The 19,729-nt window shown below is 72.2% G+C and carries 19 protein-coding genes; 5 read left to right on the forward strand and 14 right to left on the reverse strand.

Annotation, left to right across the window (positions count from 1 at the left end; translation table 11 throughout):
• Positions 1-121: 121 nt before the first annotated feature.
• The gene (locus H505_RS39795) at positions 122-1,390 is read left to right on the forward strand and encodes an ABC transporter substrate-binding protein (protein WP_084549842.1); all 1,269 of its coding nucleotides are present in this window, start codon (positions 122-124) and stop codon (positions 1,388-1,390) included.
• 129 nt (positions 1,391-1,519) lie between these two features.
• The gene (locus tag H505_RS0104520) at positions 1,520-3,262 is read left to right on the forward strand and encodes a glycoside hydrolase family 3 protein (RefSeq protein ID WP_034516547.1); all 1,743 of its coding nucleotides are present in this window, start codon (positions 1,520-1,522) and stop codon (positions 3,260-3,262) included.
• 44 nt (positions 3,263-3,306) lie between these two features.
• On the opposite strand, the gene H505_RS0104525 is transcribed toward H505_RS0104520, so the two are convergent.
• The 4 genes from H505_RS0104525 to H505_RS0104545 all read right to left on the reverse strand — a co-directional run bounded on the left by H505_RS0104525 (position 3,307) and on the right by H505_RS0104545 (position 8,579).
• Entirely contained in the window at positions 3,307-4,347 is a 1,041-nt protein-coding gene (locus tag H505_RS0104525) for a family 2 encapsulin nanocompartment cargo protein polyprenyl transferase (protein ID WP_026401018.1), read from the reverse strand.
• A 243-nt stretch (positions 4,348-4,590) separates the two neighbouring features.
• Positions 4,591-5,982 (reverse strand): family 2B encapsulin nanocompartment shell protein, encoded by a 1,392-nt coding sequence (locus H505_RS0104530; RefSeq protein ID WP_233617452.1) that lies wholly within the window; start codon positions 5,980-5,982, stop codon positions 4,591-4,593.
• 596 nt (positions 5,983-6,578) lie between these two features.
• Positions 6,579-7,955 (reverse strand): MFS transporter, encoded by a 1,377-nt coding sequence (locus H505_RS0104540; protein ID WP_051300219.1) that lies wholly within the window; start codon positions 7,953-7,955, stop codon positions 6,579-6,581.
• A gap of 63 nt (positions 7,956-8,018) precedes the next feature.
• The gene (locus H505_RS0104545; protein ID WP_026401021.1) at positions 8,019-8,579 is read right to left on the reverse strand and encodes a hypothetical protein; all 561 of its coding nucleotides are present in this window, start codon (positions 8,577-8,579) and stop codon (positions 8,019-8,021) included.
• A gap of 211 nt (positions 8,580-8,790) precedes the next feature.
• Between H505_RS0104545 and lpdA the strand changes: the two genes are divergently transcribed.
• Positions 8,791-10,194 carry a dihydrolipoyl dehydrogenase gene (gene lpdA / locus H505_RS0104550; protein ID WP_026401022.1) on the forward strand — a complete coding sequence of 468 codons (1,404 nt, stop codon included), beginning with the start codon at positions 8,791-8,793 and terminating at the stop codon, positions 10,192-10,194.
• Between the two features lie 54 nt (positions 10,195-10,248).
• Here lpdA and H505_RS0104555 read toward each other — a convergent pair whose 3' ends face one another.
• From H505_RS0104555 to H505_RS47285, 8 genes are all read right to left on the reverse strand, one after another.
• Entirely contained in the window at positions 10,249-11,112 is an 864-nt protein-coding gene (locus tag H505_RS0104555) for a phosphorothioated DNA-binding restriction endonuclease (RefSeq protein WP_026401023.1), read from the reverse strand.
• Between the two features lie 27 nt (positions 11,113-11,139).
• Positions 11,140-11,640: an Imm21 family immunity protein gene (locus H505_RS0104560; RefSeq protein WP_026401024.1), complete on the reverse strand. Its 501-nt coding sequence runs from the start codon at positions 11,638-11,640 to the stop codon at positions 11,140-11,142.
• Between the two features lie 29 nt (positions 11,641-11,669).
• Complete coding sequence (locus H505_RS0104565) at positions 11,670-12,107, reverse strand: DUF1707 SHOCT-like domain-containing protein (protein WP_064743473.1); 438 nt, start codon at positions 12,105-12,107, stop codon at positions 11,670-11,672.
• A gap of 123 nt (positions 12,108-12,230) precedes the next feature.
• Positions 12,231-13,535 (reverse strand): MFS transporter, encoded by a 1,305-nt coding sequence (locus H505_RS48740; RefSeq protein ID WP_199747654.1) that lies wholly within the window; start codon positions 13,533-13,535, stop codon positions 12,231-12,233.
• Complete coding sequence (locus H505_RS0104575; RefSeq protein WP_084549878.1) at positions 13,532-14,755, reverse strand: M20 metallopeptidase family protein; 1,224 nt, start codon at positions 14,753-14,755, stop codon at positions 13,532-13,534. Before H505_RS0104575 ends, H505_RS48740 begins: the two co-directional genes overlap by 4 nt.
• Positions 14,756-15,195: 440 nt before the next feature.
• Complete coding sequence (locus H505_RS39805; RefSeq protein ID WP_157432899.1) at positions 15,196-15,816, reverse strand: hypothetical protein; 621 nt, start codon at positions 15,814-15,816, stop codon at positions 15,196-15,198.
• Positions 15,817-15,899: 83 nt separating this feature from the next.
• Complete coding sequence (locus H505_RS0104585) at positions 15,900-16,094, reverse strand: DUF397 domain-containing protein (protein WP_026401028.1); 195 nt, start codon at positions 16,092-16,094, stop codon at positions 15,900-15,902.
• Complete coding sequence (locus H505_RS47285) at positions 16,063-16,935, reverse strand: helix-turn-helix domain-containing protein (RefSeq protein WP_341849553.1); 873 nt, start codon at positions 16,933-16,935, stop codon at positions 16,063-16,065. Before H505_RS47285 ends, H505_RS0104585 begins: the two co-directional genes overlap by 32 nt.
• Positions 16,936-17,047: 112 nt before the next feature.
• Here H505_RS47285 and H505_RS0104595 point away from each other — a divergent pair, with 112 nt between their 5' ends.
• Entirely contained in the window at positions 17,048-17,410 is a 363-nt protein-coding gene (locus H505_RS0104595) for an ATP-binding protein (RefSeq protein WP_169528794.1), read from the forward strand.
• A gap of 177 nt (positions 17,411-17,587) precedes the next feature.
• On the opposite strand, the gene H505_RS0104600 is transcribed toward H505_RS0104595, so the two are convergent.
• Positions 17,588-18,319, reverse strand: coding sequence for a class I SAM-dependent DNA methyltransferase (locus H505_RS0104600; RefSeq protein WP_026401030.1), 732 nt, complete (start codon positions 18,317-18,319; stop codon positions 17,588-17,590).
• A gap of 114 nt (positions 18,320-18,433) precedes the next feature.
• On the opposite strand from H505_RS0104600, the gene H505_RS0104605 reads away from it, so the two are divergent.
• A complete protein-coding gene (locus H505_RS0104605) occupies positions 18,434-19,273 on the forward strand; it encodes an alpha/beta fold hydrolase (protein ID WP_026401031.1) in 840 nt (279 codons plus the stop codon).
• Here H505_RS0104605 and H505_RS0104610 read toward each other — a convergent pair.
• Positions 19,254-19,700, reverse strand: a complete 447-nt coding sequence (locus H505_RS0104610; RefSeq protein WP_157432901.1) for a hypothetical protein — start codon at positions 19,698-19,700, stop codon at positions 19,254-19,256. The genes H505_RS0104605 and H505_RS0104610 overlap by 20 nt on opposite strands.
• Between the last annotated feature and the right edge of the window lie 29 nt (positions 19,701-19,729).

Below are 19,729 nucleotides of genomic sequence, written 5' to 3' on the forward strand. Positions count from 1 at the left end.
GGTTGTGCGGGATCTTCGGGGGGAGCGTCCAGAGAGCCTAGGACGCGGCGGCCCGCGTGTCGAGATCATCACCGTAGGTATGTACGGACACCCGAAAATACCTCTACGATCATCCGGCGTGATGCCCGAAACCCCCCGAGAGTCCAGTTCGCACCGTCCGGACGTCCGGCGTGCGCGCCCGGCGGCCCGCGTCCGGCGGTCCCGGACGCGCGCGCGGTCCGCGCTCGCCGCGGGGGCGCTGGCGCTCGTGGCGGGCCTGACCGGCGCGTGCGTCGGCGGCGGCGACGCCGCCGTGAGCCCGTCGGCGCCGCCCGACCTGCCGATCCGGCAGGACATCGGCGAGGGCGAGGGCCGCCTCGACCTCGTCGTCTGGACCGGGTACGCGGAGGACGGCGCGCACGACCCGAACGTCGACTGGGTGACGCCGTTCGAGAAGAAGACCGGCTGCCAGGTCAACGCGAAGATCGCGGACACCTCCGACGCGATGGTCGCGCTGATGGAGACCGGCCGGTACGACGGCGTGTCGGCGTCCGGGGACGCGAGCCTGCGGCTGATCTACGGCGGCCTCGTCGCGCCCGTCAACACCCGGCTGCTCAGCAACTACGCCGACATCGCGCCGTACCTGAAGGACCAGCCGTACAACTCCGTCGACGGCAAGATGTACGGCGTCCCGCACGGGTACGGCGCGAACATGCTGATGTACCGGACGGACAAGCTGCCGCAGCCGCCCGCGTCCTGGAGCGTCGTCTGGGAGGAGGACTCGCCCGCCGCCGGGCACGTCGTCGCCTACGACTCCCCGATCTACATCGCTGACGCGGCCCTCTACCTGAAGACGCACCGGCCCGAGCTGGGCATCACGGACGTGTACGCGCTCGACGAGGAGCAGTTCGCCGCGGCCGTCGACCTGCTGAAGCGGCAGCGGCCGATGGTCAACCAGTACTGGCACAACTACCTGGACGAACTCCAGTCGTTCGAGGTCGCCGCGAACTACGCGGGGACGGCCTGGCAGGTGACGGCGAACCTCGCGAAGGCGCAGAAGGTGCCGGTCGCGACGACCCTCCCGAGCGAGGGCGCCACCGGCTGGTCCGACACGTGGATGGTCTCCTCGAAGGCCAAGCACCCGTCCTGCATGTACCAGTGGATGAACTGGATCACGACGCCGCAGGTGCAGGCGCAGGTCGGGCAGTGGTTCGGGGAGGCGCCCGCGAACCCGAAGGCGTGCCGGTACACCGCGGCGGGCTTCTGCGACACCTACCGCGTCGGCGACCGCGAGTTCTACGACCGCATCGCGTTCTGGCGCACGCCCGTCCAGAACTGCGGCGACGACCGCGGCGACGAGTGCGTCCCGTACGAGCGGTGGACGCAGGCGTGGACGGAGATCAAGGGCTGACCGCCCGCGGGCGCTTCGGACGGCCGGGGGCGGGCACGCCCCCGGCGTGACCTTGGCAACTTTTCCCCTTGACGGCGCCGCCGCCGATCAACTGGTCTATACCAGATCGGACCAGTCCAGGAGGCGAAGATGAAGGTGCTCCCCGCGGTCGTCGCCGCGGCCCTCGGGCTCGCGCTGGCCCCGGCCGTGCAGCCGCGCGCCCACGCGCAGGCGCCCCCGCCCGACCGGGGGCGGCAGCGCTGCGACGCCGACGCGACCCTGGCGCGCATGACGGACGCCGAGAAGGTCGGCCAGCTCGTCATGGCGGTGACGCTCGACGGCCCCGACGGGATGCCGGACGAGCGGACGCGCCACCTGATTCAGGACCTGAAGCTCGGCTCGTTCATCACGTCCGAGCCGCGGACGCCGGAACTCGCGGCCCGCTACAACAACCGGCTGCAGGAGTGGGCGCGGGACACGCGGCTCGGGCTGCCGCTGCTCGCGTCCGGCGACTTCGAGTTCGGCACGACCCACAACGTCCGGGAGGGCACGACCGCCCTGCCGAACGCCATGGGGCTCGGCGCCGCGCGCAGCCCGGCGCTCGCCCGCGAGGCCGCGCTGATCACGGCGGCGGAGGCCCGCGCGATGGGCTTCCACTGGAACTACGCCCCGGTCGCGGACGTCAACACCCGGCCGGAGAACCCGATCATCGGCGTCCGCTCGTTCGGGGAGCGGACGGACCTGGTGAGCGGGCTCGTCGAGACGCAGGTGTCGGCGTACCGGCGGGCGGGGATGATCGCGACGCCGAAGCACTTCCCCGGGCACGGCGACACCGAGACCGACAGCCACACCGGCCTGCCGTCCGTCGGGTACGACCGCGCGACGCTGGAGAAGGTGCACCTGCCGCCGTTCGCCGCCGCGATCGACGCGGGCGTCCCGGCGATCATGACGGCGCACGTCATCGTCGAGGCGGTCGATCCCGAGCTGCCCGCGACGCTGTCGCCCAAGGTGCTGACCGGGCTGCTGCGCGGGGAGATGGGCTTCGACGGCCTGATCGTCACCGACGGCATGGCGATGGACGCCATCGACGAGAACTGGGGCACCCGCGACGCCACGGTGATGGCGATCAAGGCGGGCGCGGACGTCATCATGTCGACCGGCGACCACGCGGCGAGCGCCGAGGCCGTCGGCGCGCTCGCGGACGCGCTGCGCAGCGGCGAGCTGCCGGAGTCCCGGGTGGACGAGTCCGTGCGGCGCGTCCTCGACCTGAAGTGCACGTACGACGTCGCCGGGCACCGGTTCGCAAGTCCGCGGGCCGCCGCGGCGGTGTCCGGAAACAAGGCGTTCCGGCGGCGCGCGACGCGGATGGGCGTCGCGGCGACCACGCTCGTGAAGAACGCGGGCGGGGTGCTGCCGTTCGACGCGGGCTCCGGGGAGCGGACGCTCGTCGCGGGCGTCGTCCAGACCGAGCCGTTCGCCCGCGCGCTGGACGCGGCGTCGGAGGGGCCGGTGTCGCGCTGGGAGGCGCCGTCGCCCGACCCGACCGACGCGGACGTCGCGGCGGCCGTCCGGGCGGCGGGCGGCGCGGACCGGATCGTCGTGGCGACGTTCTCGTCCGGCACGCTGCCGGACGGGCAGGCGAAGCTGGTGCGGGCGCTGAGGGCCACCGGCAAGCCCGTCGCGGCCGTCGCGATCGGCCTCCCCTACGACATCACCGCGTACCCGGACGTCGACGCCTACCTCACCACGTACGGGACGACCGCCCGGACCCAGCGCGTCAGCACGGCGATGCACGAGGGCGCGGCCGAGGTCGTGTTCGGGAGGCAGCCCGGCGGCCGCCTCCCGGTCACGGTCGGGGACCTCTACCCGTACGGCCACGGCCTGCGGTACTGACGGCCCGCGGCACCGGCGGGGCCGGCGGCCCGCCGGTGCCGGTGTCAGCGGTCGCGGTGGGTGAGCAGGTGGGCGAGGGCCCGCAGCTCGCCCGCCGCGGCCGGGACGGGCGCGGCCGCGTCCAGGTCGGTGAGCGCGGCGGTGTACAGGGCGTCGGCCTTGCGTGCCGCCCACTCGCGCGCGCCCGCGTCCTCGACGAGCGCGGCGGCGCGGGCGGCGTCCGCGTCCGGCAGCGGCGCGTCCCGCCGGTAGATCTCGGCGAGCTCGTCCCCCGCCGGGGTGCCGGACGCGAGCGCCGCGACCACCGGCAGCGACTGCTTCCGGTTCCGCAGGTCGGAGTGGACCGGTTTGCCGGTGACGTCCGGGTCGCCCCAGATGCCGAGGAGGTCGTCGGCGAGCTGGAACGCGAGCCCGACGCGTTCGCCGAACGAGCCGAGCCGGTCGGCGCGCGGGCCGTCCGCGCCGCCGTGCGCGGCGCCGAGCGCGCACGCCGCGCCGAGCAGCGCGCCCGTCTTGCGGCCCGCCATCGCCAGGCACTCGGCGAGCGGCACCGCCTCGGCGCGCCGCTCGAACGACAGGTCTTCGCTCTGCCCCTCGACCAGTTCGAGCACGGCGCGGCCGAGCGTCCGGACGGACGCCGCCGGGGCCGGCCCGCCCGCGAGGGCCTCGAAGGCGCCGGCCAGCAGCGCGTCGCCCGCGAGGATCGCGGTGTTCGAGCCGAACACCGTCCAGGCGGTGGGGCGGTGCCGCCGGGTGGCGTCGCCGTCCATGACGTCGTCGTGCAGCAGCGAGAAGTTGTGCGCGAGCTCGACGGCGACGGCGGCGGGCAGCGCCGCGGCGGCCGTCCCTCCGACGGCCGCCGCGGACAGCAGCGCCAGCGCCGGGCGGACGGCCTTGCCCGCGTCGCCCGTCGCCGGCCGGCCCTCCGCGTCCCGCCAGCCGAAGTGGAATCCGGCGACGGCGCGGGTCGCGGGGGGCATGGCGTCGACCGCCGCGCGCAGCGCCGGATCGAGCAGGGCCCGGCTCCACGCCAGCACCTCGGCGGGCGGGCGCGGCGGCGCGTCGTTCCAGTAAGAGACTGACATGGCGGGCCTTCCCTCAGCGGGCTGTCTCAGCGGCTGTCTCGGCGGGCGGAGCGGGCGCGGGGCGCCCCGGCGGCGCGGCGCCCGCTCGCGGTGCGGGGCCGGGGGCCGGCCGCGGGTGCGCGCCCCTGTGAGCGCACCCGCGGCCGGGCCCGTGGCCGGACGCCCGGCGGTACGTCCTCGGGGACGTTCCGGCGGGCGCCCGGCGGTGCGTCTCCCCGGCCGGGAGGATGCTCGGACCGGACGTCACGCTCCCGCACCGTGGGCGATCTCGACGGACTCCAGCATCGCGAGCGCGTCCGGCACCAGGACGGCCGTCGAGTAGTAGGCGCTGACGAGGTACTTGATGAGCGCCTTCTCGTCGATGCCCATGAAGCGGACCGACAGCCCCGGCTGGTACTCGTCCGGCAGGCCGGTCTGGTGCAGCCCGACGACGCCCTGGGCGGACTCGCCCGTCCGCATCAGCAGGATCGAGCTGGTGCGGCGCGCGCTCACCGGGATCTTGTCGCACGGGAAGATCGGCACGCCGCGCCAGGCGGGGACCCGCTGGCCGAGGACGTCGACGTGGTCGGGGTACACGCCGCGGGTGCTGCACTCGCGGCCGAACGCGGAGATCGCCTTCGGGTGCGCGAGGAAGAACGCCGGCTCCTTCCACACGAGCGCGAGCAGCTCGTCCATGTCGTCCGGCGTGGGCGGGCCGCCGCGGGTGTGGATGCGCTGCGAGAGAGCCGAGTTGTGCAGGAGCCCGAACTCCCTGTTGTTGACCATCTCGTTCTCCTGGCGCTCGCGCAGCGCCTCGATGGTCAGCCGGAGCTGCTGCTCCACCTGGTCCATCGGGTGGTTGTAGAGGTCGGCGACGCGCGTGTGGACGCGCAGGACCGTCTGCGCGACGCTCAGCTCGTACTCGCGCGGCGAGGCTTCGTAGTCGACGAACGTGCCGGGCAGCGTCGGCTCGCCGGCGTGGCCGGCCGACAGGTCGATCGCCGCCTCCCCGTGCTGGTTGTGCGCGCGCGCCGGCGTGTTGCGGTACTCCTCCAGGTGGGCCTGGAGCGTCGGCGACTGCCCGAGCGTCTCCTGGAAGTCGCCGACGCTCATCGTGAGCAGCGTGCAGGACGTCACGGCCTTCACCGTGCTGTCCCACTCGGGCGCCTCCTCCTCGCCGAGGAGGGCCTGGTCGCCGAAGAAGTCGCCGTCGGCGAGCGTGCCGTGCACCGCCTCGGTGCCGTACTCGCCCGCGGTGACGCGGCTGAGCTTGCCGTGCGCGACGAGGACGACCTTGTCGACGGGCCGGCCCTCCTCGACGATGACCTCCCCGGGCTCGTACTCGTGCTGGACGAACCGTCCGGCGAGGGCGTCGAGGGCCAGGTCGTCGTCGTAGCCGCGCAGCGGCGGCAGCTCGCAGAGCTCGCGGGGGATGACGCGGACGTCGGCGCCGGTCGACACGAAGGTGACCCGGCCGTCGCCGAGCGTGTAGGTGAGCCGGCGGTTGACCCGGTAGGCGCCGCCCTTCGCCTCCACCCAGGGCAGCATCCGCAGCAGCCAGCGGGAGGTGATGCCCTGCATCTGGGGGACGGTCTTGGTCGTGGTCGCCAGGTTCCGTGCCGCCGAGGTACCGAGGCTCAACTGCTGTTCCGTCACGTGCACACCACCGATTCGTCGCCGTTCGCTTCGGAAATGGTCGATCGGGCACGGAAAAAAGGGGCCGGTGTTACGACCTGCCCGTTCCGCCGCGCCGCCCGATCGACCAACCGTGACGCTACCGACGGTAATCATTTGGGCGCAACGTGCGATCACCTTCACCCTTGCTTTACCCCGGGGTCACAGGACTCGCACCATCCCGTGATGGCGCTCCGCCGGACGATCGTCCGGACGTCCGGGCGCGCGGCGCGACGACCACCGGTTTTTACCGTCCAGTGTGGTTTCGCCGCAGGTCAGAGCGGTGCAAAGTGATACAAATCACCGGTTTCGGCGGGCCCGGCACGGAAACATCGGCCGCATAGTGGTGTTGTGCCTGATGCGCGACGGGTCCCGGGAGGCGGGACCCGGCCGGACCCGAGAGGAGGCCCCCAGTGATCGTGTGGACCGCACTCGCGATCGAGACCGTCGCCGGACTGGTGATCGCCGGAACGCTGGTGGGCTGGGCCCGCCGGTATTTCGCCCGCTGACACGGCGAAAGGCTCGCCCGGGGATCGCCGGAAAGAGCGATCCCCGGGCCGCATATCAACAGAAAACCGCTATTTCGCCCCGGAGCCCGCGAGTTCCGGGGCGTCCTCGTTCCCGACCTCGTCGATCGGCACCCGCGCCGTCTCCGGGATCTTCAGGATCGGGACGAACGCCACCAGCGCCGCCAGCATCAGGTAGAACGCGGGCACGTAGTTCGAGTCCGTCACGCTGATCAGCGAACCGACCACGACCGCGGTCGTCCCGCCGAACAGCGACGTCGAGATGTTGTAGCCGATCGCGAACGCCCCGTACCGCACGTTCGTCGGGAAGATCGCCGGGAACGTCGAGCCGATCACCGCCAGCATCAGCACCAGCAGGCCGCCGATGATCGCGTACCCGGCCAGCACGCCCAGCGCGTCGTTCGTCTGCATCAGCGCGAACGCCGGCCACGACAGCAGGAAGAACCCGACCGCCGCCGCGATCAGCAGCGGCTTGCGGCCGATCCGGTCCGACAGGGACCCCAGCGGCACGATGAACAGGATCATCACCGCCTCCACCCCGATCGTCACGAGCTGCGACGACGTGTCGTCGTAGTCGAGGTAGTCGATGAGGTAGGACGGCATGAACGTCAGCATCGTGTAGTCCGCGATGTTCAGCAGGAACACGATGCCGATCAGCAGGAGGATCCGCCGCTTGTAGTGGACCAGCGTCTCCTTCAGCGGCGAGGCCGCCTTCTTGCCGGCCTCCTCCATCTTCTGGAACGTCGGCGTGTCCTCGATGCGGGTCCGGACGTAGAGCCCGACGATGCCGAGCGGCAGCGCGATGAGGAACGGGATCCGCCAGCCCCACTCGCGCATCGCGTCGTCGCCGAGCACCACCGTCATCAGCAGCACCAGCCCGGCGCCGAGGATGTAGCCGACCAGCGTCCCCAGCTCCAGGAAGCTGCCGTAGAACCCGCGTTTGTTCGTCGGCGCGTACTCGGCGATCATCGTCGCCGCGCCGCCGTACTCACCGCCGGTGGAGAAGCCCTGGATCAGCCGGACGGCCAGCAGCACCAGCGGCGCCGCGATGCCGATCACCGCGTAGCTCGGCAGGATCCCGATCACGAACGTCGCGCCCGACATCAGGATGATCGTGGTGGCCAGGACCCGCTTGCGGCCCAGCTTGTCGCCCATCGGCCCGAAGAACAGCCCGCCGAACGGCCGGGCGAGGAACGCCGCCGCGATGAGCGCGAACGACCGCAGCGTCGCGCTGCCCGCCGAATCCTCGGGGAAGAAGACGTCCCCGATGATCGCGGTCATCACCCCGGCGCTGAACACGCCGAAGTCGAACCACTCGATGCAGTTCCCCATCGCGGAGGCGATCACGGCCTTGCGCACCGCCGCCTCGTCGACCTCCGCCTCGCCGCCCGCCGGTTCCGCGGGCGCCGCTCCGGACTCTGAGCTCATCGGCACCTCCCGGCCTTGGCCCTGCCCGAAGATCGACAAAGCTAACGCGGAGGTGCGAAGCGGTCACCCGCGGCGAGATTCCTCGACGGCCTCTTCGAGGTCGGCGGTGTCCCCGGCGGGGTCGCCGTCCCACGCCGCGCGCCCGTCCGCGTCGTCCGCGTAGTCCGCGTCGTGCGCGTCGTGCGCGTCGTCCTCGCCCATGCCGAGCAGCTCGTCGGTCAGCTCGGGCAGGCTCACGGTCCGCTGCGGATCGTCGGGCACGTCCAGCAGGTCGTCCTCGGGGATCGGCACGATCGCCTGCGTCTCCTGCGCCTCCCGGGTGATCACCCCGCTGGCCAGCACGTTGTACCGGTGCCGCAGCGCCCCGTTCTCGCGCAGCAGGTCGTCCGCCTCCCGGCGGACCCGCGCCACCCGCCGCGCCATCCGCGCGTGCATCATGTACCCGCCGGCGGACGCGCCGAGGACGAACCCCGCGACCGGCAGGCCCACCGCGGGCGGAACCAGCGCCGTCACCAGCGCCACCAGGACGGCCACCAGCACGACCAGCACGAACACCACCGCAAGCGCCCGCGTGTGCTGCTCCATCCAGTCCAGGACGGCGTTGACGCGCTTGGGGATCCGCACTCGTCTTCTCCTCCGGGTTCCGGGCGGGACGGGGACATCTGCCGACAACGACCGGGCGGGCTCGCCCTGTTCCACCGCCCGTGGAGACAACAGTACGTGACGGCGCGGGTCCCTCGGCGGGACCTCCCGGACCTCCCCCGCATCCCCTCCCCCGCGCCTCCCGCGCGACCAGGATGCGAGCACCGCCCGCGGCGGAATATCGTCACTCAATATGAGCGAACACTTTGATGTCGTGGTCCTGGGCGCGGGCCCGGGTGGATATGTCGCCGCGATCCGGTCGGCACAGCTCGGGCTGAAGACGGCGATCATCGAGGAGAAGTACTGGGGCGGGGTCTGCCTCAACGTCGGCTGCATCCCCTCGAAGGCGCTGCTGCGCAACGCCGAGCTCGCCCACATCTTCACCCAGGAGCAGAAGACCTACGGGATCAACGTCGAGGGCCGGGTGTCCTTCGACTACGGCGCCGCGTTCCAGCGGAGCCGCCAGGTCTCGGACAAGCTCGTCAAGGGCGTCCAGTTCCTGATGAAGAAGAACAAGATCACTTCCTACGAGGGCCGGGGCACCTTCACCGACGCCACCACCCTCCAGGTCGCGAAGGCCGACGGTTCGTCCGACACCGTCACCTTCGACAACTGCATCATCGCCGCGGGCGCGCACACGAAGCTGCTGCCCGGGACGTCCCTGTCCGAGCGGGTCGTCACCTACGAGGAGCAGATCCTCACCTCGGAGCTGCCCGAGAGCATCGTGATCGCCGGCGCCGGGGCCATCGGCGTCGAGTTCGCCTACGTCCTGCACAACTACGGCGTCAAGGTCACGATCGTCGAGTTCCTCGACCGCATGGTGCCGAACGAGGACGCCGACGTCTCCAAGGAGCTCGCCAAGCGGTACCGCAAGCTCGGCATCGACGTCCTGACCTCCACCCGCGTCGACTCCATCGACGACTCCGGCCCGAAGGTCAAGGTCACCATCACCGGCAAGGCCGGCGAGCAGCAGGTCATCGAGACCGACAAGGTGCTGCAGGCCATCGGCTTCCAGCCGAACGTGGACGGCTACGGCCTCGACAAGGCCGGCGTGCGGCTGACCGAGCGCGGCGCGATCGACATCGACGGCCGCTGCCGCACGTCCGTCCCGCACATCTACGCCATCGGCGACGTCACCGCCAAGCTGATGCTCGCGCACGCCGCCGAGGCCATGGGCATCGTCGCCGCCGAGACCATCGCGGACGCCGAGACGATGGAGCTCGACTACGTGATGATCCCGCGCGCCACCTACTGCCAGCCGCAGGTCGCGTCGTTCGGCTGGACGGAGGCGCAGGCCAAGGAGCAGGGCTTCGACGTCAAGGTCGCCAAGTTCCCCTACAGCGCCAACGGCAAGGCGCTCGGGATGGGCGAGGGCGACGGCTTCGTCAAGGTGATCAGCGACGCCAAGTACGGCGAGATCCTCGGCGCCCACCTGATCGGCCCCGAGGTCACCGAGCTGCTGCCGCAGCTCACGCTCGCCCAGCAGTGGGACCTCACCGTCCACGAGGTGGCCCGCAACGTCCACGCCCACCCGACCCTGGGCGAGGCCGTCAAGGAGGCCGTGCACGGTCTCGCCGGCCACATGATCAACATGTGAGCGCGCGGGCGTGCCCGCCCCCGGGCACGCCCCGCACAGCCGCCCGGCCGCCGCTCAGGCGGCGCGCGGGGCGCCGCGGAACACCTCCCGGCCGTGCCAGGCGACCCGCTCTGCGGCCACGGCCGGGAACGCCCGCTGCGGCGGCTCGACCGGGCGCCCCGCCAGGTCGAGCACCTGCGTCCGCGCGGCGGTCCCGCGCCCCACGAACATCGTCGACACGGTGATCCGGCGCTCCGCCGTCATGCCGAGCACGCCCTTGTCGAACAGCTTGTGGTGCATGACGCACAGGCAGATGCCGTTCGCGACCTCGTCGGGCCCGTTGAACGCCCACCACTGGACGTGCGCGGCGTCGAGCCCGACGGCCGTCCCGTCGAGCGCGCCGTCGAACCCGCAGAACGCGCACCGGTACTCGTAGGCGACCAGCACGTCCCGGCGGAACTCCCGGTCGCGGCGGCGGGCCCCGGCGGCGCCGTCCACGGCGAGCCCCACCGCCGCGCACAGCTCCTCGTGCAGCGACGGCTCGAAGTTCGCGTCGAGGACCGCGCGGCCGAGCCGCGCCGCGAGGCCCGGGTCGTCCCGCAGGTCGCGCACCAGGTCGTCCGCGAACCGCCCGGCGGCGCCCGTACGGCGCAGCGGCCCGACGTTCGGTCCGGGGCTGCCGCCGCCGTCGGCCGTCCGCACGTCCCACAGGCCGTCGCTCGCCAGGTGGTGGAACGGGTAGGCGGGGCTGCTTCCCTTCCGCCAGAACTCGTCGAGCAGGTGCTGCAGCCGGTCCTCGGCGTCGCGGTAGACGATCGGTTCGTCGCCGTGGTTCTGGAAGTGCCCGAGCGCGTACAGCAGCAGCAGCGGCTTGTGCGGCGCCCGCTTGTCGCCGCGCCGCCATTGGTTGACCGTCGTGACCCGCTCCGCCCAGTCCACGCCGGAACCCTACTGCCGGGCCGCCGGTCAGGCGGCCGGGTCGAGCCTCACCAGGTGCATCCAGGCGGACGCGTCTTCGCGATAGGCCGCGCGGACCCGGTGGGGACCCGGCGGGAGCTCGACGCGCAGGCGGTCGCCCGGCCCCGGTTCCGGGCCGGGGTAGGCGGAGTCGAACAGGACGGCGGGACCGCCCGCGTCCCACGTGAGCTCCTCGTCCCACCGGACGGACGAGCGCAGCGCGGTCTCCGCGGCCGCGACGAGGGCGGCCTCGGAGTCGGCCGCCGACCATCGCAGGAAGGCGCGTTCGTCCGGCAGGTAGGTGGTGGTCGCGGGCTCGTCGCCGAGGACGAGCGCGTGCCCGGCGCCGACCGGCACCAGCCCGATGTACCCGTCGACCGCGCAGGCCCGGCCGTAGTCGCCCCAGGTCTCCTCCGGGCCGTCGCCCTCCGCACCGGCCCACCGGACGAGCAGCGCCTCGGGCACGACCACCAGCGGCCCGCCGCCCGATTCGACCCACGTGAAACGCATGCTCCGAAACTACCGGCCGCGGACGCCCGTCAGTCGTCCTTGCTCGGCCAGAGGATGTAGGAGACGAGGACGGCGGCCCAGATGGCGAGCGGGACGAGCGGCCAGTAGAACTCCCACTCCCCGTCGCGGACGGCGTCGACGGCCCAGATCGTCGTCATGATCAGGGCGCCGCCGCCCCAGTAGCCCCACTCCTTGGTCCACTCGCGCTTGTCGGCCTCGGCGCGCGCGGCCCGCCGGGCGGCGGCCTCCCTGGCGCGGGCGGCGCGCGACACCGGCAGGTCGGCGGTGAGGGGGCGGAGCGCGCCGAGGGTGGTCGCGGCGGCGGCGACTTCGAGCCGCCGGTTGTACTCCGCGGTGTCGAGGGCGCCTTCGGCGAGGGCGTCGCCGAGGCGCTCGAACACCGCGTTGCGGTCGGCGTCGGACGCCCGCAGCTCGGCGCGCTCCAGGTCACCGGTCCGTGGTTCCATCGTGGCCCCCCGTGTGCTGGTCGGACGTCTCCAGCATCACGCGCGGCGCGGCCCGGATCGTCCCTCGGCGCGACGATTCGCCGGTACATCCTTCGGAGGACGGCCCCGCTCCGCGGGAAGGACTCAGCCCGCGCCGTCCGGGAGGTGCGCGCGGAGGCCGTCGCGGGCGTAGGGGCGGTACAGCGCGGCCGAGGCGAGGCCGTTCGCGGCGGTGAGGACGACCGTGGTGGCGAGCAGGCCGTACTGCAGCCCGAACCGGTCCCCGAGGTGGCCGGTGAGCAGCGCGTACCCGCCGATGGCGACGGACTCGACCATGTAGACGGAGACGGCGAACGCGACGGCCCGCAGGTGCGGCGGCACCACGGCCATCACCAGCGGCCGGTTCACGACGGGCACCTGCCCCTGGAGCAGCCCGACGGCCGCGAACAGCGCGATGTACGGCGCGATGCGGTCCGCCGAGACGGTGAGGGTGGCGCAGGCGGCGGCGGCGAAACCGAGCTGGCTGGCCTGGAGCATCACCACGCGGCCGCTGCGCGGCAAAGCCCGGTGCACGCGGTCCATGAGCCGCCCGCCGAGCAGGGTGCCGACGATGTAGCCGAGCGCGAACGGCAGCGCGATGACCGAGGCCGTGGCGGTGGTGAACCCGCGCTCCTCGACCAGGTAGACGATGCCGAAGGTCATCATGACGTTCTGGCCGGAGAAGAGGCGCTGCACCAGCAGGTAGCGGTAGGTGCGGATGCGCAGCAGTTCGCGGAGGTCGCGGCCCGCCTTGCGGGCGCTGAACCCCGACGGCCGGGGCGGCGCGGCGGGACGGGGGCGGCCGGGGTCGTCGAGGAAGGCCAGGATCAGCACCCCGACCAGCAGGCAGACCGCGCCCGAGGCGAGGTACCCGTAGCGCCACCCGTCGTCGAAGTGCGACAGGAGCCCGAACAGCGGCGCGCTGACCCCGGTGATGACCGCGACCCCGGCGTACAGGACGCCCGTGGCGCGGCCCCGGTGGTGGTCGTCGTAGACGTCGCCGAGGATCTCCAGCGCGATGGCGCCCGACCCGGCGAACCCGGCGGCGCCGATGCCGTAGAGGACGAGGAACACGGCGAAGTTCGGGGACAGGCCCGCCGCGATGATCCACGCGCCCCAGAAGCCCGAGCAGACCGCCAGGACCGTCCGCCGCGAGTGCCGGCGCGCGAGCAGCGCCCACGGGACGCTCGTGAGGGCGCCGGCGACCTTGGTGACCGCCGTGATCAGGCCGAGCGCCGCCCCGGACAGCCCGAAGGCGTCCCGCATCAGCGGGAACATCACCGTGGTGAGGCTGCTCTCGGTGTTGTCCATTGAGGTGGACGCGGTGAGCAGCGCGAGGTTCCGGCCGCGCGCCGCCCGCCCGCCGCTCCCGCGGGCCGCGGGCGCGGCCGTCTCGGCGGGGGCGCTCATCGCGCCGCCCCGTCGAGCGTCCGGACGGCCAGCAGCGCGAGCGCGGCGGCCTGGTCGGCGAGGACGCCGTCGTCGAACACCGCGCGGGGGGAGTGGTTCGGCGCGGGCGGCCCGTCGAGGCCGGGCGGGCCGGCCAGCAGCATCAGCATGGTCCCCGGCACCTCCCGGGTGACGAACGAGAAGTCCTCGGCGCCCATCGTGGGGTGCGGCGCCTCGACGACCCGGGCGTCGCCGAAGGACGCGCGGAGGACGTCCAGCGCCCGGGAGGTCGTGGCCGGGTCGTTGACGACGCTCGGGTACCCGGTGGTGACCTCCGTTGCGGCGGTCGCCCCGTGCGCCTCGGCGATGCGGGCGGCCACGGCGGGCAGTTCCGCCTCGACCCTGGCCAGCGCCTCGGGGGACATCGTCCGGACGGTCCCGCTGAGGCTCCCGGAACCGGGGATGACGTTGGCGGCGCCCGTCCCGGCGGCGAGGTTCGTCACCGACAGCACGACGGGGTCGAACACGTCGAACCGGCGGGTGACGAACGCCTGGAGGCCCAGCACGATCTCGGCGAGCACCGGCACCGGGTCGACCGCCTCGTGCGGCCTGGACCCGTGCCCGCCCCGCCCGGACACCTCCACGGCGAAGGTCGTCGAGCTCGCGGTGACCGTCCCCGGCCTGGTCACGAAGGTGCCGCGCGGACCGGGCCCGACGTGCACGGCGTACGCGGCGACCGGAGGTTCGCCGGTCACCTGGAGCAGCCCCTCGTCCAGCATCAGCCGGGCGCCGCCGAACCCTTCCTCGCCGGGCTGGAACATGAACACGACGTCCCCGGCGAGTTCGCCGCGGTGCTCGTGCAGGAGGCGGGCGGCGCCCACCAGGCCCGCGACGTGCAAGTCGTGCCCGCACGCGTGCATCGCGCCGTTGGACGACCGGAACGGCACGTCGGCGTCCTCTCGCAGGGGCAGGGCGTCCATGTCGGCGCGCAGCAGGACGGCCGGGCCGGGACGGGCGCCGCGCAGGACCGCGACCACCGAGGTCAGCGCCGTCCCGGTGCGCACCTCGAGGCCGAGCGGAGCGAGTGCGTCCAGCACCTTGCGCTGCGTTTCCGGCAGGTGCAGGCCCAGCTCCGGCGCGGCGTGGATCGCCCGCCGCAGGCCCACCAGGCCGGGCAGCAGGTCCGCCGCTCGAGCGACGAACCTGTCGCCGAGGGCGTCCCCCGGCCCGTTCGCAGCCATCTCCACCGCGACCTGCTGTTACCGAACGTTTTGTATGGTTTTGCTCACTGAGTACGTGATCGTAAGAGCCTACTGATCCACCGTCAATGCCCAGCGCGGACACAACTTCGCAGTTGAGCAGGATGAACAGCCCGCAGCACACACCCACACCGCCCCCGACGGTAGGCAGATGCACAGTTGCTTCTCAGACAGTAAGTTCAGAAACTGCCTTGCGTCGACTAAGCCGACGCGGCATACGAGCTGCGCCCGTTCAGGACGTCCGGGACGTGATGGACGAACACGAGGCGACGTCGACCACCGGGCTCACGATGCCCCGGTACAAGCTCGTCCGTCCGGCACTACACGGCGCGGCCGGGGCGATCCGTGGCTGCGGCCCTAACCCCGCCTCACGCAGGAGCCGAACGCCGAGCTGCAAGGCCTAAGGAACGAACCGCGTCCCATCACATCGATTCGGTGCCACTGCGGAGCAGGTCCAGGAGGGCGGCCTCCTGGGCGGGGTCGCGCAGAGGGGCCGGGCCCTTCGTGAGCGGGTGGAGTGCCCCACGGGCGGCGGCGCGCGGCTCGTGCCACAGCGCGGCATGCAGGGCCTTCGCGAACCAGCCGAGCATGAAAGCGGCGTTCCGCTCGTCGTCGTTCATCTTGGAGCAGGCGAAGTCGTTGAGCGATCGTCCCGCCCGACGTGAGCGCGCCAGCCACGAGCGGACGTGCACGCCGAGCTCGGACTCCGGGGACACGGTGACGCCCTCTCCGCGCTCGGCCGCGGCGACCGCCTCGGCGAGGCCCGGGGTGCCGTCGAGATGGAGGAGGGCCGCCAGCCGCATGGTCTCGCGCGCGGCGGCCGCGCGCAGCAGATGCGCCGGGGCGGCTTCGAGCGCCGCGCGCATGGCGGGGTCCGTGGGGCCCTGGGACAGGGCGGGCGGAGCCGGGCTGAACCAGGATTCGATCTCGGCGGACGGTAGTTCACCGGCGAGATCGCCGCGCCGCGGGACGGCACCGGTGATCAGGTGCGCCAGGTACGTCCAACGTCTTGAGCGCGCCCGGCCCACCATGGGAACGAACACCGACCCGGCCGCGTCCGTATCCGGTCACCCGAGCAGCGGGCCGATCCGCCGCCGGACGGACGGCGCGGGGACGGCCCTCGGGGTCAGCGGTCGAAGTCGCCGCGCCGGATGCGGTCCAGCAGGCCGCCGAACTCCCGGCGGGCGAAGCCGAGGCGCGGCCCGTCCGGATCCTTGGAATCGCGCACGGCAACGATGTCGTCTTGCAGTGGCGCCAACTCCACGCAGGCGTTGTCACTCATGCCGCCGCTACGTGAACTCTTGCGCCACTCGATCGTCATACTTCCTCGTTTCCCGTTCGATCAGTTCACGGGACGCGCCCTTGCTCCATGCACACGCCCCAATCTGGTCGAACCATAGCGCCAGGGTACGAACTTCGTCACCACCTTCAATGAGGCGTCCACCGATCTGAGCACCCACGTATGCGACATCCCGAGTACCGACGGTCTGGACCTGGAACGCGCCATCATGCCCTCGGTGAGCCCCGACCTCTCGCGGCACGATCCGAATCACGATCCGAGGGTGCTTCGAGAGCTCTATGAGGTGCCACAACTGCTCTCGCATAATCTGAGGACTTCCCACCAGACACTCGAGTACCTCCTGGTCCAGGAGAACCCAGATGTAGGGAATGACTCTTCGCTTGAGAATCTCTCGCCGGTGCCTACGCGCCTCGGCCTCCCGTTCCCCCGCTTCCTCCAAGCCCGCACTGGCCAACAGAGCACGGGCGTACCCCTCCGTCTGGATGAGGGCAGGGACCCTTTTTCCGTCGTAGATTTTAATAACGGACGCGTTCTCCTCATACTGGATGTACTGCTTGAACCAGTCCGGGTCGTGCCCAGTGCGAGCAAAGAACAGTAGCCGCTGGAAGTGGCCGCCCGTCTTCCATGCATCGTCCAGCAACTGCATGTGATCATCCTTGGGCCGATCGCGTCCGGCTTCCCAGTTGCATACCGTCCCGCGCGTCACTCGGACGATCTTGCCGAGCTGTGCCAGCGACAATCCTCGCTGCGTCCGCTGAAACCACAGGTCATACGCCAGCCACGACCAGAGAGAGGACCTCGGGTCGATCGCCTCCCGCGCACTCATGCCCACCCCCGATGTATGCGCATTCACTCCATACATCACACGCTAACTCGCCGCCGCCGATTCTGTGGACGGAATCACAGGAGAAGGGACGGCGGCCATGAGCGGTCAACACTCAGGAATAGAATGTGGCAAATCGGACGAAATGCGGATGACTCTGCTCGCTGTGGAATCGTCCGTCGTGCTCGCTCGCGAACTCGTCCGGTACGCGCTCGCGAATTGGACGTTCGAGCGGGCTGCCATCGACGACTCGACGGTCGTGGCGAGCGAGATCGTGACGAACGCGGTGAACGCGGCGTACGGGCGCGAGATCCGGATTCGTATCGCGGTGCGGGCGGGTGCGGCGCTGTTCGAGTGCTGGGATCCGTCGCCCGAACTCCCGCGAAGCCGGGAGGCGGGACCGGACGACCTGGACGGGCGGGGTCTCGCGATCGTCGCGGCCTACGCGAAGGACACAGGCATCCGGCCGTCCGCCACCGGGGTCGGGAAGGTCGTGTGGGCGCTCATGCCGTGAGCCCGTGCCGGACGAACGGGGCGTGGACCGGGTGTCGCGGAAGCGGTCGCCCTCCGCTCGGGCGGTGCTTCCGAGTCGGGAGGCGGGGGATGCGGGCAGTCGTCCACGACCGGTATGGCTCGGGGCTCGGAGGCGTCGCGCTTCCGCGTGGGAGACGAGGTCCACGGCGACGGGCGCTCACGGGGCGGGCTTGCGCCACACGGACACGTGCTCCTCGCTCTCGTGGGTGAACGGGGCGCGCGTCCACGTGGACCAGCGGCCGACGAGCTCCATGCCCGCGATGCGGGCCATCAGGTCGAGTTCGGACGGCCACACGTACCGGAACGGGATCGAGCGGAACTCGCCGCGGCCGTCCTCGACGGTGACGTAGTTCGAGCTCATCGCCTGCGTGGCGCAGTCGTAGCGGTCGTACGCCCAGCTCGTCGCGCCGACGCGGAAGGGGACGGTCGTCTGGCCGGGCGGGAGGCGGCGGAGGTCGGGGACGCCGACCTCGACGACGAAGCACCCGCCGGGCTCCAGGTGGGCCGCGGCGTTGCGGAAGCACTCGACCTGGGCGTCCTGCTCGGTCAGGTTGTTGATCGTGTTGAAGACGAGGTAGGCGAGCGCGAACGTGCCCGGGACGCGGGTCGCGGCGAAGTCGCCGATCGTCACGCCGATCGCGTCGCCGCCGGGCTTGGCGCGCAGCCGGGCGACCATGGCGGCGGAGAGGTCGATGCCGTGGACGGGGACGCCGCGGCGGGCGAGCGGCAGGGCGATGCGGCCGGTGCCGATGCCGAGTTCGAGGGCGCGGCCGCCGCCGGCGAGTTCGGCCAGCAGGTCGACCGCCGGTCCGACGACGTCCGGGGCGAACATCTCCGCCGACGTCTCGTCGTAGGTGGCCGCGACGCTCTCGCCGAAGTGGTCGTCCATGGTCGGGACGCTAGCCCCGAGCGAGGGCGCCGTCACCTCATTCATGACGCAAACCTCCCTATGAGCGTGTATAAGTGACCTTATAGGGAAGCTTGCAGAATGAAGAGGTGTGATGTGAGCACGATCTACAAGTCCCCCGAGGGGGAGCGTGAGCTTCTGCGGATGTACCGGGCGAACCTGGACGGGTGGCCGGTGCCCGCCGAGCACGTGCGGGTGCCGACGCGGGAGGGCGAGACGTTCGCCGTCGTCTCCGGTCCGGCGGACGCGCCGCCGGTGGTGCTCCTGCACGGGTCGGGGGCGAACGCGACGATGTGGCTGGACGACGTCGCCGTGTGGGCGCGCGACTTCCGCGTGCACGCCGTCGACCTCGTCGGGGAGCCGGGGCTGAGCGCGCCGTCGCGTCCGGAGCTCGGGACGGGCGCGCCCGCGCTGTGGCTGGACGACGTGCTGGATGGGCTCGGCCTGGCGGACGCGGCGTTCGTCGGGGCGTCCCTCGGCGGCTGGTTCGCGCTGGACTACGCCGTCCGGCGCCCGGAGCGGGTGCGGCGGCTGGCGCTGCTGTGCCCGGGCGGGCTGGGCCGGCAGAAGGTCGGCTGGCTCGCCAAGGCGCTGGTCGTGCGCGCGCTGGGGCGCGGCGGCGTGCGCCGGTCGGCGGCGGAGGTGACGGGCCTGCCGGACGGGCCCGTCCTGGACGGGCTGGTGCTGACCTTCGAACAGTTCCGGCCCCGGACGGAGCGGCTGCCGGTGTTTCCGGACGGCGCGCTGCGCGGGCTGCGCATGCCCGTGCTGGTGATCGTCGGCGGGCGCGACGTCATGTTCGACTCGCGCGGGACGGCGCGGCGCGTCCAGGAGAACGTCCCGGACTCGACCGTGGTGCTGCTGCCGGAGACCGGGCACGCGATCCTCGGGCAGACCGCGGCGGTCGCCGATTTCCTCACCAGTCGTCGAAGGTGAGGTCCTCGGCCATCTCGTCCCACGGCATGGGGCGCATCGCGCGGGCGGCGTCCGGGTGGACCATCCGGTCGCCCGCCTGCTGGAACCACACGACGACGAGCCGGGAGGTCCACCAGCCGTCGCCCGCGCGCGGCGTCGGGGGCCCTTCGAACAGGCCCGTGCAGCGAACGGGGTACAGGTACTCGTAGGCGTGGCCCGTGTGGTCGTCGAACTCGGGGGCGCTTCGCATCGGCGGGACGACCCACGCCGGGCCGCACCGGTACCGGCGGGCCGCCTGCTCGGCCGCATCCTCGATGATCTGGTCGTTCAGCCGGGGCTCCGGCGCGCCCTCGATCAGGCCGCCGTACGTGAGGCCCATCTCGATCGCCTTGAGCCGGATGGTGCCCCGATCGATCTCGATCGTGCACAGGTCGCTGGTCGAGTCCATCCGGGGCATTATCCAGTGTTCCTTACGGC

It is taken from the genome of Actinomadura rifamycini DSM 43936, assembly GCF_000425065.1.
GTDB lineage: Bacteria > Actinomycetota > Actinomycetes > Streptosporangiales > Streptosporangiaceae > Spirillospora > Spirillospora rifamycini.

What these genes read in the sequence shown, in the direction of transcription:
- H505_RS0104540 (WP_051300219.1), bottom strand. Translation starts at nt 7,955, where the DNA reads ATGAGCTCAGAGTCCGGAGCGGCGCCCGCGGAACCGGCGGGCGGCGAG.
- H505_RS0104595 (WP_169528794.1), top strand. Translation starts at nt 17,048, where the DNA reads ATGACTCTGCTCGCTGTGGAATCGTCCGTCGTGCTCGCTCGCGAACTC.
- H505_RS0104520 (WP_034516547.1), top strand. Translation starts at nt 1,520, where the DNA reads ATGAAGGTGCTCCCCGCGGTCGTCGCCGCGGCCCTCGGGCTCGCGCTG.
- H505_RS0104525 (WP_026401018.1), bottom strand. Translation starts at nt 4,347, where the DNA reads ATGTCAGTCTCTTACTGGAACGACGCGCCGCCGCGCCCGCCCGCCGAG.
- H505_RS0104585 (WP_026401028.1), bottom strand. Translation starts at nt 16,094, where the DNA reads ATGACGATCGAGTGGCGCAAGAGTTCACGTAGCGGCGGCATGAGTGAC.
- H505_RS39795 (WP_084549842.1), top strand. Translation starts at nt 122, where the DNA reads ATGCCCGAAACCCCCCGAGAGTCCAGTTCGCACCGTCCGGACGTCCGG.
- H505_RS0104575 (WP_084549878.1), bottom strand. Translation starts at nt 14,755, where the DNA reads ATGGCTGCGAACGGGCCGGGGGACGCCCTCGGCGACAGGTTCGTCGCT.
- H505_RS0104565 (WP_064743473.1), bottom strand. Translation starts at nt 12,107, where the DNA reads ATGGAACCACGGACCGGTGACCTGGAGCGCGCCGAGCTGCGGGCGTCC.
- lpdA (WP_026401022.1), top strand. Translation starts at nt 8,791, where the DNA reads ATGAGCGAACACTTTGATGTCGTGGTCCTGGGCGCGGGCCCGGGTGGA.
- H505_RS47285 (WP_341849553.1), bottom strand. Translation starts at nt 16,935, where the DNA reads ATGTATGGAGTGAATGCGCATACATCGGGGGTGGGCATGAGTGCGCGG.
- H505_RS0104600 (WP_026401030.1), bottom strand. Translation starts at nt 18,319, where the DNA reads ATGGACGACCACTTCGGCGAGAGCGTCGCGGCCACCTACGACGAGACG.
- H505_RS0104610 (WP_157432901.1), bottom strand. Translation starts at nt 19,700, where the DNA reads ATGGACTCGACCAGCGACCTGTGCACGATCGAGATCGATCGGGGCACC.
- H505_RS0104560 (WP_026401024.1), bottom strand. Translation starts at nt 11,640, where the DNA reads ATGCGTTTCACGTGGGTCGAATCGGGCGGCGGGCCGCTGGTGGTCGTG.
- H505_RS48740 (WP_199747654.1), bottom strand. Translation starts at nt 13,535, where the DNA reads ATGAGCGCCCCCGCCGAGACGGCCGCGCCCGCGGCCCGCGGGAGCGGC.